Annotated in this window: 10 protein-coding genes; 8 read left to right on the plus strand and 2 right to left on the minus strand. The window is 47.4% G+C overall.

Annotation, left to right across the window (positions count from 1 at the left end):
* Positions 1 to 28 precede the first annotated feature (28 nt).
* From ACFQ45_RS05370 to ACFQ45_RS05390, 5 genes are all read left to right on the plus strand, one after another.
* A complete protein-coding gene (locus ACFQ45_RS05370) occupies positions 29 to 1,486 on the plus strand; it encodes a leucyl aminopeptidase (RefSeq protein ID WP_377365957.1) in 1,458 nt (485 codons plus the stop codon).
* A gap of 9 nt (positions 1,487 to 1,495) precedes the next feature.
* On the plus strand, positions 1,496 to 2,266 hold the full coding sequence (locus ACFQ45_RS05375; protein WP_377365958.1) for a hypothetical protein: 771 nt from the start codon (positions 1,496 to 1,498) through the stop codon (positions 2,264 to 2,266).
* Between the two features lie 16 nt (positions 2,267 to 2,282).
* A complete protein-coding gene (locus ACFQ45_RS05380) occupies positions 2,283 to 2,669 on the plus strand; it encodes a hypothetical protein (RefSeq protein WP_377365959.1) in 387 nt (128 codons plus the stop codon).
* 82 nt (positions 2,670 to 2,751) lie between these two features.
* Positions 2,752 to 5,535: a valine--tRNA ligase gene (locus ACFQ45_RS05385; protein WP_377365960.1), complete on the plus strand. Its 2,784-nt coding sequence runs from the start codon at positions 2,752 to 2,754 to the stop codon at positions 5,533 to 5,535.
* A 62-nt stretch (positions 5,536 to 5,597) separates the two neighbouring features.
* A complete protein-coding gene (locus ACFQ45_RS05390; protein WP_377365961.1) occupies positions 5,598 to 5,819 on the plus strand; it encodes a cold-shock protein in 222 nt (73 codons plus the stop codon).
* 76 nt (positions 5,820 to 5,895) lie between these two features.
* Here ACFQ45_RS05390 and ACFQ45_RS05395 read toward each other — a convergent pair whose 3' ends face one another.
* Positions 5,896 to 6,306 (minus strand): CBS domain-containing protein, encoded by a 411-nt coding sequence (locus ACFQ45_RS05395; RefSeq protein WP_377365962.1) that lies wholly within the window; start codon positions 6,304 to 6,306, stop codon positions 5,896 to 5,898.
* Positions 6,307 to 6,354: 48 nt separating this feature from the next.
* Here ACFQ45_RS05395 and tadA point away from each other — a divergent pair, with 48 nt between their 5' ends.
* Positions 6,355 to 6,900 (plus strand): tRNA adenosine(34) deaminase TadA, encoded by a 546-nt coding sequence (tadA, locus tag ACFQ45_RS05400; RefSeq protein ID WP_377365964.1) that lies wholly within the window; start codon positions 6,355 to 6,357, stop codon positions 6,898 to 6,900.
* Positions 6,901 to 6,995: 95 nt separating this feature from the next.
* Positions 6,996 to 10,892 (plus strand): phosphoribosylformylglycinamidine synthase, encoded by a 3,897-nt coding sequence (purL, locus tag ACFQ45_RS05405; RefSeq protein ID WP_377365965.1) that lies wholly within the window; start codon positions 6,996 to 6,998, stop codon positions 10,890 to 10,892.
* Between the two features lie 68 nt (positions 10,893 to 10,960).
* On the opposite strand, the gene ACFQ45_RS05410 is transcribed toward purL, so the two are convergent.
* On the minus strand, positions 10,961 to 11,809 hold the full coding sequence (locus tag ACFQ45_RS05410; protein ID WP_377365966.1) for a LysR family transcriptional regulator: 849 nt from the start codon (positions 11,807 to 11,809) through the stop codon (positions 10,961 to 10,963).
* A gap of 106 nt (positions 11,810 to 11,915) precedes the next feature.
* On the opposite strand from ACFQ45_RS05410, the gene ACFQ45_RS05415 reads away from it, so the two are divergent.
* A complete protein-coding gene (locus ACFQ45_RS05415) occupies positions 11,916 to 12,779 on the plus strand; it encodes an urea carboxylase-associated family protein (RefSeq protein WP_377365967.1) in 864 nt (287 codons plus the stop codon).
* Positions 12,780 to 12,988: the final 209 nt, after the last annotated feature.

Consider the following 12,988-nt stretch of genomic DNA (forward strand, 5'->3'; position numbering starts at 1 on the left):
AGAAAGTTTTATGGAATTGGAAAAGATTATGAGAACACAGTTATTTAAGAATGTTGCAGAGGTAGACGCTAATTTAGTCGTGGCTTTTGTCCCAAGTGAAGGGGACTTGCCGACCGCGACCGCTCAGATCAACGAGACATTAGCGGGTCAAATTCAAACACTGCGTGAGCAAAGTGTGTTCAAAGGTTCCGTTGCCCAGACACTATTATTACCCAGCCTTGCGGCGGATAAGCCAGCGGTGCTTTTGGTTGGTACAGGCAAAGATGCCTTATCAGATATGAAATTGAAAAAAGTCATTGCGGCGATCGGCTCTAGCATCAAAGCCTTGCCTTATGAAACGGTTGCTGTGGCGGCGAGCGGGTTGCCGGCGAAAGATCGTGAATCTAACAATGTAACAACTTTACTTGCCCAGTGGCTGAACGAAAGCTTTTATGAATTTTTAGGCTTCAAAAAAGACGACGCTGAAAAGTCTACTAAAGTTGAAACCCTATTAATCGAAGGCACGGATCAAGCTGCATTAGACATTGGTGTGGCCACTGCCTCCGGCTCGGCCTTTACCCGCCAACTTGGTAACCTTCCAGGTAACGTCTGTACTCCGGCTTATCTAGCGTCAAAAGCACAGCAGCTTGGAGAAGATTTCGGTATCGATGTGGAGCTATTGGATGAAACCAAAATGGACGAGCTAGGCATGCATTGTATGCTGTCTGTTGGTCGAGGCAGTGATCAACCAAGCTACTTGATTGTGATGCATTACCGCGGTGGTGCTGAAGACGAAGCTCCCCATGTTTTATTGGGTAAAGGTATCACCTTCGATACCGGTGGTATTTCATTGAAACCAGGTGCCAAAATGGACGAAATGAAATACGACATGTGTGGCGCTGCCAGTGTGTTTGGCACCATGAAAGCCATCTGTGAACTGAAGCCTAAACTGAACTTTACTGCCGTGATTGCTGCCGCTGAAAACATGCCAAGTGGCCATGCAACCAAGCCTGGTGACATCGTTAAAACCATGTCGGGCCAAACGGTTGAAGTATTGAACACAGATGCGGAAGGTCGTTTGGTATTGTGCGATGCATTGACTTACATCGAACGCTTCAAACCACAATCTGTTGTAGATATCGCCACCTTAACCGGTGCCTGCATCGTTGCTTTGGGAAGTGTTAACTCTGGTATGTACGCCAACAAACCAGAAGTCGCTGATGCCCTTAAAGCAGCCAGTACTGAAGCCGCAGATAAGTTATGGCAGATGCCCCTAGATGAAGAATACCAGCAACAACTGGATAGCAACTTTGCGGATATCGCTAACATTGGCGGCCCAGAAGCAGGCTCGGTGACCGCAGCATGTTTCTTGTCTCGCTTTACTGAAAGCTACCCATGGGCGCACTTGGACATTGCTGGTACCGCTTGGTCTGGCGGCGCAGCGAAAGGGGCAAGTGGCCGTCCAGTTGGCTTGTTAACACGTTATCTTCTAAATAAGGCAGGTTAAGGGTTATCAATGAGTTCGGGTAGTAGTCGTTATGTTTTTTTGATGTGTTTAACTTGTTTGCCCTTATTAGGGCATGCAGAGGATTCAGAAGAGTCTTTTTTTCAAAAAGTCGCTGGCGACTATCAAAACTTTTATACCCTCTCCACCGCCCGGGCGCTTGCGCCCGGGTTCTTTACTGCAGCAATCATGGCTAACTCTGGGATCGATCGTTCAATACAAGATGAAGTGCCACTTCATGACAGGCGATTTAGAGACCATTCCAAACAAGTAAACTATTTTGGTGACTCCACTCGCACCATTCCAAGTATCCCTATTTATGCGGCGGCTATGGGGATTGATCATTGGTTGAATGAAGAGCAAAGCGTAGTTGGGCAATGGGGAGAGTACTCCTTGCGTACGTTTCTAGTCGGAGCGCCGTCAGGTTTCATTTCCGCCAATATCCTTGGAGGCAGTCGACCCACTGAAGGGCGTGGCAGTGATTGGCGCTTGTTTGATGACGTTAACAGCATAAGTGGCCATGCCTTTTCCGGCGCGGTGCCTATGATTAACGCGGCCATGTTAAGCAAATCCTTCTGGGCTAAAAGCGTCTTCTATGGTTTGTCCACATTACCAGCCTTGGCTCGGGTTGCCATGGACAAACACTACACCTCACAAGCGGTACTGGGGTGGACATTTGCTTACGTCAGTGCGAAAGTTGTACAGCGTGATCGCCCAGATATGTCTGTGGCGGTTGGTTATTATCAAGAGACCCCTGTATTAACCTTAGTAAAACAGTTTTAAGTTGCTGTGGTGTTTTATGTCTGATGTGTTGTCTGATACCGAAATGTATAGCGCAGAACCTGATGAGACGGTTTTGACGGCAGCGTTGCGTAACAAAGATGATATTCCTATTTTGATGGACATCGTCGGCGAGGCGAGCGCCCCTGTTAGTCAAGAACAGCACTTTGTACAATCTTTTACTAATGATAAGTCACAACAGCCTGATGCGGCTGAAGAGCCAGCTTTAGAAGCGGGTGCCACGGCAACTCCTGTCACAGATTCTAAGGCCGAAAGCACTGCTGAGGCGTCTTTAGACATTGATTCTGAGCGCTTGTCAGCAGCGATCGAAGCTGTTTTACAGCGAAAACTCCCCGAAATCGTTCAAGAGGTCGTCTTAGAGTTATCTAAGAATGAGACAGCATAACCATCAATTGCTTTCTCGGTTGCCTTTGAAACGTTATAATTCCCCAACTTTATTTGCCATCCAAGAGCTATAAGACACCATAATGGAAAAGACTTACCAACCCCAAAGTATTGAACAGCCGATTTACACGCGCTGGGAAGAGAACAATTACTTCGCACCAAGCGGTGACGGCACGCCATTTTCTATCATGATTCCACCGCCAAACGTCACGGGTAGTCTACACATGGGCCATGCATTCCAGCATAGCTTGATGGATGCCATGATTCGTCGCGCTCGAATGCAAGGTAAGCGCACATTATGGCAACCTGGTAGCGACCACGCAGGTATCGCAACCCAGATGGTGGTAGAGCGTCAATTGGCGGCACAGAATTTAACTCGTACCGGTCTTGGTCGTGAGAAATTTCTAGAAAAAGTCTGGGAATGGAAGGGCCAATCTGGCGGTACCATCTCTGATCAAATGCGCGTCTTGGGTGACTCGGTAGATTGGAATAAAGAACGCTTCACTATGGACCCAGGAATGTCTGCGGCAGTACAAGAAGTGTTTGTTCGCTTATTTGACGAAGGCATTATCTATCGTGGTCAGCGTTTGGTTAACTGGGATCCTAAGCTGCATACAGCTATCTCTGATTTAGAAGTATTGTCAGAGGAAGAAAATGGTTTCATGTGGCATTTCCGCTATCCCCTAGCGGATGGCGTGAAAACCTCCGATGGCAAAGATTACATTGTGGTGGCGACGACACGCCCTGAAACCATGCTTGGCGACTCAGCTGTTGCCGTGGCACCGGATGATGAGCGTTATGCTGATCTAGTTGGCAAAGAAATCATCTTGCCACTGGTGGATCGTCGTATTCCTATTATTGCTGACGAATACGTTGATAAAGAATTCGGTACTGGGTGTGTGAAAATCACCCCAGCCCACGATTTTAATGACTATGAAGTGGGTAAGCGTCACAATCTGCCTATGCTTAACATCTTCACAGATGATGCGGCTATTAACAGTGATGCCCCTGAGAAATACCAAGGCCTTGATCGTTTTGATGCCCGTAAAGTCATTGTTAAGGACTTTGAAGAGCTGGGTCTATTGGAAAAGATCGCTGATCACAAACTGAAGGTTCCTCGTGCAGAACGTGGTAACACAGTGGTTGAGCCGTACCTGACGAACCAGTGGTATGTGGCCGTTGAGAGTTTGGCAAAGCCTGCCATTGAAGCGGTTGAGAACGGCGATATTCAGTTTGTTCCTAAACAGTGGGAAAACACTTATTTCTCTTGGATGCGTGACCTTCAAGACTGGTGTATCTCTCGCCAACTTTGGTGGGGACATCAGATTCCGGCTTGGTACGATAACGCTGGCAACTTCTACGTTGGTCAGAGTGAAGAAGACGTACGCCAAAAATACAATCTAGCGGCAGATCTTGAACTGGTTCAAGACGAAGATGTTCTAGACACTTGGTTCTCTTCAGCCCTGTGGACATTTGCGACTCAAGGCTGGCCTGAGAAAACCGAAGACTTTGACCTGTTTGCTGAGTCTGATGTGTTGGTAACAGGCTTTGACATCATCTTCTTCTGGGTTGCCCGAATGATCATGATGACCTTGAAGTTTACCGATAAAGTGCCGTTCAAAACCGTTTACATCACCGGCTTGATCCGTGATGAGCGGGGCGACAAGATGTCTAAGTCTAAAGGTAACGTCATCGATCCATTAGACTTGATCAATGGTATCGACTTGGAAGCCTTGGTTGCCAAGCGTACCTACGGCATGATGCAGCCACGTTTAGCAGAGAAAGTTGAGAAGAATACCCGCGAAACCTACCCAGAGGGCATGCCTTCTTACGGTACTGATGCATTGCGTTTCACTCTCTGTTCTCTTGCGTCCGGTGGTCGTGATATCAAGTTCGATCTGAACCGTTTGGAAGGTTACCGTAACTTCTGTAACAAGATTTGGAACGCGGCCCGTTATGTGTTGATGAATACTGAAGGCCAAGACTGTGCTCAAAATGGCGGTGACGTAGAGCTGTCACTTGCAGACAAGTGGATCATCTCTCGTTTGCAACATGCCGAAGAAGCGGTAAACAAAGCCTACGATACCCATCGTTTTGATTTGGCAGCGCAAGCAATTTACGAATTCATGTGGCATGAATACTGTGACTGGTACTTAGAGCTTTCTAAGCCTGTATTGTGGGACGAAAATGCCACCCCAGCACAGCTTGCCGGTACTCGTCGTACCTTGGTTCGTGTATTGGAAGCTTTCTTACGCCTTGCCCACCCAATGATGCCGTTTATCACGGAAGAAATTTGGCAGCGTGTAGCGCCCCTTGCAGGTCAAGCGGGTGATACGGTGATGACTCAAGCCTTCCCTGAAACGGAAGAAGCGAAAAAAGACGCCGAAGCCGAAGCCGATGTTGAGTGGCTAAAAGGTGTCATCGAAGGCATCCGTAACATTCGTGGTGAGATGAACATTGCGCCTTCTAAGCCTTTAGATATTTTCTTCCGCAATGGCTCTGAGCAAGATCAAGCTCGCATGGAAGCTAACTTAGCTTTCTTGCAGAAACTTGCGAAGATTGAATCCATTACTTGGCTAGAAAGCGGTGCCGAAGCGCCTATGTCGGCTACTGCATTGGTTGGTGACATGGAAGTATTGGTGCCTATGGCAGGTCTGATCGACAAAGAAGCTGAGCTTGCGCGTCTGCAAAAAGAGATCGATAAGGCGAGCAAAGACCTACAACGAATCGAAGGTAAACTTGGCAATGAGTCTTTTGTTGCTAAAGCACCAGCGGCGGTTGTAGAGAAAGAGAAGGCTAAAAGCGAAGAGCTGAAATCCGTGGTCGCTAAGCTGGAAGAGCAAAAAGCGAGCATTGAGTCCTTGTAATGCATAGTCCCCTGCCATCGAGTGGGGGCTAATGACGCAAAAATAATAAGAAGAGGCGGCACATGACAGATAGACTATTTGGCAAAGTTAGGTGGTTTAATGACACCAAAGGCGTGGGATTTATCAAACGTGATGAAGAGCCTGACGTTTTTGTGCATTACAAAGCCATCCTTTCGGAAGGACACAAAACCTTAAAAAAAGGTCAATCAGTGAGTTTTGAAATCACTGAGACGGATTTTGGTGTTCAAGCCGCAGAGGTAAAACTTGAGAAAAAGCCTGTCTAGTCGCTGATTCTGATTCAAAAAACCCAGCTTAATGCTGGGTTTTTTTATATATAACGGCGCACATCAGAGCATGACGTTACAGCGACTGATGGGCTAACTTAACAAAATCGATGGGACTTAAAATGCCCACTAGCTTGCCTTCATCTACCACAGGCAGGCTACCGTATTTGTTTTCGATAAAAAACTCCGCCGCTGCTTTAAGTGAGAGGGTGGACGAAACCGTGAGAATGTCTTTGTTCATGGCATTACGGACGGGTGTTTGCTCTTCCTTTTTACTCAATTGCTGGGTACCGAACTGGCTAACAAGGTAAAAGGCATGTTTGAGGTATTCACGCTGTGTCAGCATACCTAAACAGGTGCCGTCAGCGTCCACCACAGGTAAATTGCGGATGCTCTTTTCTGCCATGAGTGCTTTGGCGTGAGCCAAAGAGTCGGATTCTTTCAGTGTGACAAGTTTGGTGATCATTAAGTCTGCTACAGTTTGCACGCTCAGAACTCCTTGTATAATGGTTCACTTGAGTTTAGGAGATAAGAAATGCCAAGTGCAATAGACCCTAGTCACCCTTCTGCGGAAGAAGATGCGTTTTGGATGGCTAAAGCCCTAGAATTAGCCTGCACAGCAGAAGCGGCCAGTGAGATTCCCGTGGGAGCCATTGTGGTACTGGAGGGTGAGATCATTGGTCAGGGTTTTAATTCTCCCATTCACAACTGTGACCCCACAGCCCATGCGGAGATTCAAGCGATTAGAGACGCTTGCCGACATATGAACAACTACCGTCTGCCTGGGGCGACCTTGTATGTGACCTTGGAGCCTTGCTCCATGTGCGCTGGTGCGATTGTCCACAGTCGTATTGCTCGAGTGGTGTATGGGGCGACGGAGCCAAAGAGCGGTGTCATTGAAAGCCAACAAGTGTTTTTCGAGCAAGACTTTTTGAATCATAAGGTGGATGCCTCCGGTGGCGTATTGGCTGACCAAGCGAGCAGACAGCTATCAAACTTTTTTCAGTACCGCAGAGAGCAAAAAAAGCGGTTAAAACAACAGGCTAAGACGCTATCCAAGGATGCTGGTGAAGGAAAATAGCGATATTGCAAAGACTGTGCTGGCTTCAAAACACCTCAATGATTTAAAATGTGCGCAAATTTTTCCCCAAACTACCACATGAGGCAAAACTCGACATGCTGACTCTGCATGGTTCCGCAGCGCTTTCTGCGTTTCGCAAAGCTAAGCTACTAGCCGGTCTACAAGATCTGCACCCATCCATCACAGATATCGATGCCCAGTTCCTTCACTTTGTTGAATTGAAATCAGGTCAGGCGCTGACTTCAGAGCAACAAAATGTACTTGAACAGGCTCTAACTTACGGGGCTAAGTCTACGACGACTCGATTGTCTGATAACTATGTTTTGGTCGTGCCTCGTTTAGGTACTATCTCTCCATGGTCATCGAAGGCAACAGACATTCTTCATAACTGTGGTCTTGAGTTGGTTGAACGTGTTGAGCGTGGTGTTCAGTACTTTATTCATTCAAATGAGTCTTTCTCTGAAGTACAACGTAGCCAAATTGCGGCCTTATTACATGACCGTATGACGGAAAGCGTGTTGCTAGACTTAGATGCTGCGACATCTATGTTCAGCCATGCGACCCCTGCGCCCATGACAAGCGTAGACATTCTTGCGGGTGGCCGCGAAGCATTGGTTGAGGCGAACCAAAAGCTTGGCTTGGCACTGGCGGAAGACGAAATTGACTACTTGGTAGAGTCTTTTAAAGAATTGGGGCGTAACCCTAATGACGTAGAATTGATGATGTTTGCTCAAGCAAACTCTGAGCACTGCCGTCATAAAATCTTTAACGCATCGTGGACCCTTGATGGGGAAGAGCAAGAGCGTTCTTTGTTCAAAATGATCAAAAACACTCACGAGCATAACCCAGACGGCACCTTGTCTGCTTATAAAGACAATGCGGCTGTGATGGAAGGTCACAAAGCGGGCCGTTTCTTCCCGAATTCTGAAACCCGTGAATACGATTTCTCCCAAGAAAATATCGACATCTTGATGAAGGTGGAAACCCACAACCATCCAACAGCGATCGCGCCATTTGCAGGTGCTGCGACAGGTTCTGGTGGTGAGATTCGTGACGAAGGTGCTACCGGTATTGGTGCTAAACCGAAAGCAGGTCTATCTGGTTACACAGTGTCTGACCTTAAGTTGCCTGGTTTTGAACAACCATGGGAAAGCCAATATGGCAAACCAAGCCGTATCGTGACACCACTGGACATCATGATTGAAGGTCCGATTGGTGGTGCGGCATTTAATAACGAATTTGGTCGTCCAAACCTATTGGGTTACTTCCGTACATTCGAGCAAAAAGTTCAAGGGCCAACGGGTGACGAAGTTCGTGGTTACCACAAGCCAATTATGTTGGCGGGCGGTATCGGTAACATCCGCCGTGAGCACGTAGAAAAAGATGAGATCCAAGTAGGTTCTAAGCTAGTAGTGCTTGGTGGCCCGGCTATGTTGATCGGTCTAGGTGGCGGCGCGGCGTCTTCTATGGCGTCTTCTGACGGTAACGAAGATCTGGATTTCGCCTCTGTACAACGTGGCAACCCAGAAATGGAGCGTCGTTGTCAGGAAGTTATCGACCGTTGTTGGCAGCTTGGCGACAAAAACCCAATTAGCTTCATCCACGATGTGGGTGCGGGTGGTCTTTCTAATGCCTTGCCAGAGCTTGTAAAAGACGGCGAGCGTGGCGGTAAATTCGATCTTCGTAAAGTATTGAATGACGAGCCAGGCATGTCTCCTTTAGAGATCTGGTGTAACGAATCTCAAGAGCGTTACGTCATGGCTATCCCTGCTGACCGCATCGACGAATTCGCTGCTATCTGTGAGCGTGAGCGTTGCCCATTTGCTGTGGTTGGTGAAGCGAAAGAAGAGCTGCACCTAGAAGTGGAAGATCCACATTTCGACAACAGCCCAGTTGATCTGCCAATGTCTGTTCTATTTGGCAAGCCACCTAAGATGCACCGTGAAGCGACCAAAGCGGACGTGAAAGGCGACGACTTTGATGGTTCTGAGGTTGAGCTTGTTGAAGCCGCGAAGCGCGTGTTGAGCTTGCCAACAGTTGCTTCTAAGAGCTTCTTGATCACTATCGGTGACCGCACCATCACAGGCATGGTGGCTCGTGATCAAATGGTTGGCCCTTGGCAGGTGCCAGTAGCAGACGTAGCGGTAACGACTTCTTCTCTAGACAGCTACACTGGTGAAGCTATGACCATGGGTGAGCGTACCCCTGCTGCCCTATTGAATGCGCCAGCATCTGGCCGTATGGCCGTGGGTGAGGCTCTAACCAACCTAGCCGCAGCGAAAATCACCAAGCGTAATCACATTAAACTGTCTGCAAACTGGATGGCTGCTGCAGGTCATGCGGGTGAAGACGAGAAGCTATACCAAACCGTAAAAGCAGTCGGTATGGAACTATGTCCAGCTCTGGATATCGCCATTCCTGTTGGTAAAGACTCCATGTCCATGAAGACAGTATGGAAAGAAGACGGCGAAGAAAAAGCCGTTACCTCACCTTTGTCTCTTGTGATTTCTGCGTTTGCGCCAGTGGAAGATGTTCGTAAAACATTAACACCTGAACTTAAGCAAACTGACAGTCAGTTGATCCTATTGGATCTTGGCGAAGGCCAAAATCGTCTAGGTGGCTCTGTACTTGCGCAAGTGTTCAATAAAGTGAGCAATGCGACACCAGACGTGGACAGCGCAGCAGTGCTTGCAGGCTTCTTTGATACGACTCAAGCATTGAATGCAGAAGGTAAATTGCTTGCCTACCACGACCGTTCAGATGGCGGTTTATTTGCTACCTTGACTGAAATGTCTTTCGCAAGTCACATTGGTCTAGATGTTGATCTTACAAATGTTGCTAAAGACAAAGCGTCTCTAGCGGCGGCATTGTTCAACGAAGAGCTAGGTGCTGTGATTCAAGTTGCAAACGGCGAAGTGGAAACTGTACTAGCGGCTTACCAAGCAGCGGGTGTTTCTGCGACAGCGGTTGCAACCCTAAATGATAGCGACACATTAAACTTCGCCTTCCAAGGTGAACAAGTATTGTCCCAAGATCGTATTACTTGGCAGCGTACTTGGTCTGAAACAAGCTACCGTATTCAAGCCCTACGTGATAACCCTGAGTCGGCACAGCAAGAGTTTGATAACTTGCTAGATGCGAAAGATCCGGGGCTTTCTGCGAAACTGAGCTTTGATATCAATGCCGATGTTGCCGCGCCTTACATTAACACGGGTGTGAAGCCTCGTTTGGCTGTATTGCGTGAGCAAGGTGTTAACGGTCAAGTAGAAATGGCGGCGGCGTTCCATAAAGCGGGATTCAATCCTGTGGATGTGCACATGAGTGACATCCTTACTGGTCGCGTTTCATTGGAAGAGTTCAAAGGTCTAGTGGCTTGTGGCGGCTTCTCTTACGGTGACGTATTGGGCGCTGGTGAAGGTTGGGCGAAATCCATCCTGTTTAATGCCCGTGCCCGTGAGCAGTTCGAGGCTTTCTTTAATCGCCAAGAAACCTTCTCCCTAGGTGTATGTAACGGCTGTCAGATGCTATCTAACCTTCATGACTTGATCCCAGGTGCGCAGAACTGGCCTAAGTTCGTACGTAACCAATCAGCTCAGTTTGAAGGTCGTCTGGTTCAAGTGGAAGTGAAAGAGTCTAACTCTGTCCTACTTGCGGATATGGCGGGTTCTGTTATGCCAATCGCCGTGGCCCACGGTGAAGGTCATACTGAGTACCGTGATGAAGCACATAAAGCGATTCTTCAGGCCAATGGCCAGGTAGCACTGCAGTATGTTGATCACTATGGTCAGCCAACAGAGCGTTACCCATACAACCCGAACGGCTCTGCTGAAGGTATTACAGGTCTAACGTCAGAAGATGGCCGTGTGACCATCATGATGCCTCACCCAGAGCGTGTTTACCGTGCGGTACAACACAGCTGGAAGCCAGAAGATTGGCAAGAGCAAGGTCCTTGGTTGCGTTTGTTCCAAAACGCTCGCAAGTTCCTAGGCTAAGCCATTAACGGAATTAAAAAGCCCGCTACTGAAAAGTAAGCGGGCTTTTTTGTGCATCCTGGAAATAGCTAAGTTAAAGAGGCAACCAGATGGCGTACATTACTGTGGGCATAGCGGTTGTGCTCAATACCGTAATATCGCCCTAAATTTCCTTTCTGCTCACTTAATGAAACCAAGGTGCCCATCTCAAGGTCCTGCCGGATTAATGCTTCAGGGCATAACGCAACACCTTGGGCGGCAAGAGTGGCCATTTTTAGCAAGTGAAAATCTTCGTAAATCAGTGAGGCGGATTGTTCTAAAAGGTGTCCGCTTTGAGTAAACCATTGCTCCCAGCTGGCGGAGGAGTGGTCGTGTAGTAAGGTGGCGTTTAGCAGTCCTTCTGTCGTATCAAGAGTTGGATGCTGACTCAGATAAATAGGGCTGCACACCGGTACCGTTTCACCTGAGAAAAGACGCTTCAATGAATAGGGGGAAGAAGTGTTCGCTTCATGGCTACCAATACGCACACTGTGTTCATCAAGGTACTCTGGTGCAGAGGAGTGATAACGAATGACCAATTCCAAAGAGGGATTGGTTTCCTTGAACGCTAATAGCCTGGGAAGTAACCATGGCTCCAGCAAAGATGGTAAGCAATACAAGGTAATAGTGTTGTGGGAGTGAGGCCTCTTATTCAGTAACACCTGATCAATATGATCAAAGGGTTGCTCAAGCTCCTGCGCCAATTGAGCTCCTTCGGGGGTGGGTTTTAATTGGCGACCAGATTTGTAAAACAAAGCATAGCCTAGTTTGTCCTCCAAGCGTTTAATCTGATGGCTGACAGCTGATTCAGTCAACTTCAAATGTTCAGCAGTTTGTTTCAAAGTGCCAAAGCGTACGACTAGATGAAAAGTGTGTAGAGCAGTGTAGGGCAAACTCATCTTCAGACTCTTTAATAAATGTCATGTAATTAAAATAAATGTCACTTTTGTTGAGTTTCTCAAATACGTACTCTGAGTCAATTAAAACTCATAAGAGGAACGGATTATGGCAAATGTAGAAGCAGCGTACCGCTCAGGTGAAGGTTCGAAGCTGGCAATCAACAAAGAATTCTATGGCTCACTGATTCAAGGTAAGGCGAAGCGAACCTTAGTTGAAACCGTCAAGGTACCCATGCGCTCAGGGATAGCTTGGAAGGTGCCTGCAGGACATGTGTTTCGTATTCGTGTCTCTGACGGTCCACAAGTGGGAGACTTTAATATGTGGAACCTGCACGATCCTAGAGAAAGAATGTGGGCATCCCGTACTCGTCAGCTCCAGCGTGCCCATGTAAGCACTTATGACCGATTATGGTCGACGCTGCCATTTCTACGACCGATGGCGACCATCATTGAAGACACACTGGCTGACTATGGTAAAGATGAAGATGGTGGTCGAGTCCATGACTTATTAGGAACCCGTTGTGACCCATATATTAATTATCTTTTAACGGGAGAAGACTTCGATTTTCATTGCCATTCAAATTTAGTGAGAGCGGTATTGCCCTATGGTCTAACGGAGTTTGATGTACATGATGTGTTAAATGTATTTCAGTGCACCGGATTAAATGAAGACGATCAGTACTTTATGAAGCCCTGTCCAGCAAAGAAAGGAGACTATCTTGAGTTCTTTGCGGAGATTGATTTGCTGTGTGCAATGTCTTGTTGCCCTGGTGGTGATTTGTCGGTGGATTTCTTAGGTCGTGATGGCGTTGACCCTTTATCGACCTGTCATCCGTTAGAGGTTGAAATCTATAAATTGGAAGAAGATGCCTTAGCTGGATGGGAGCAACCTAAGAGCCCTGCTTATAAAGGTGCTCACGGCATGAAGTCTCCTACGATTGATTGGGCGGAAGTGAAAAGAGAGCTCTAATCTAAGGGTGTTTCAGGGAGGTGGATTAGGATTGTGCCTCCCATCTAAACAAGATTGTTTGATAATTCATCAAAAACAGCCTAAAACAACTGATTTTGGTGAAACTTTGATCAATGTTTTGCTGTTTCAAAATTATTTTAAGTTATTTTAAAAAAGTCCTTGCGCTCAAAATTCTGATGCGTATTATACGCACCCACTGACACGGCAGG

The sequence above is a fragment of the Rhodanobacter aciditrophus genome (assembly GCF_042679525.1).
GTDB lineage: Bacteria > Pseudomonadota > Gammaproteobacteria > Pseudomonadales > Marinomonadaceae > Marinomonas > Marinomonas aciditrophus.

Bases quoted from the DNA above. Each gene is read 5' to 3' on its own strand.
- ACFQ45_RS05370 (WP_377365957.1), top strand. From the start codon at position 29: ATGAGAACACAGTTATTTAAGAATGTTGCAGAGGTAGACGCTAATTTA.
- ACFQ45_RS05375 (WP_377365958.1), top strand. From the start codon at position 1,496: ATGAGTTCGGGTAGTAGTCGTTATGTTTTTTTGATGTGTTTAACTTGT.
- ACFQ45_RS05380 (WP_377365959.1), top strand. From the start codon at position 2,283: ATGTCTGATGTGTTGTCTGATACCGAAATGTATAGCGCAGAACCTGAT.
- ACFQ45_RS05385 (WP_377365960.1), top strand. From the start codon at position 2,752: ATGGAAAAGACTTACCAACCCCAAAGTATTGAACAGCCGATTTACACG.
- ACFQ45_RS05390 (WP_377365961.1), top strand. From the start codon at position 5,598: ATGACAGATAGACTATTTGGCAAAGTTAGGTGGTTTAATGACACCAAA.
- tadA (WP_377365964.1), top strand. From the start codon at position 6,355: ATGCCAAGTGCAATAGACCCTAGTCACCCTTCTGCGGAAGAAGATGCG.
- purL (WP_377365965.1), top strand. From the start codon at position 6,996: ATGCTGACTCTGCATGGTTCCGCAGCGCTTTCTGCGTTTCGCAAAGCT.
- ACFQ45_RS05410 (WP_377365966.1), bottom strand. From the start codon at position 11,809: ATGAGTTTGCCCTACACTGCTCTACACACTTTTCATCTAGTCGTACGC.
- ACFQ45_RS05415 (WP_377365967.1), top strand. From the start codon at position 11,916: ATGGCAAATGTAGAAGCAGCGTACCGCTCAGGTGAAGGTTCGAAGCTG.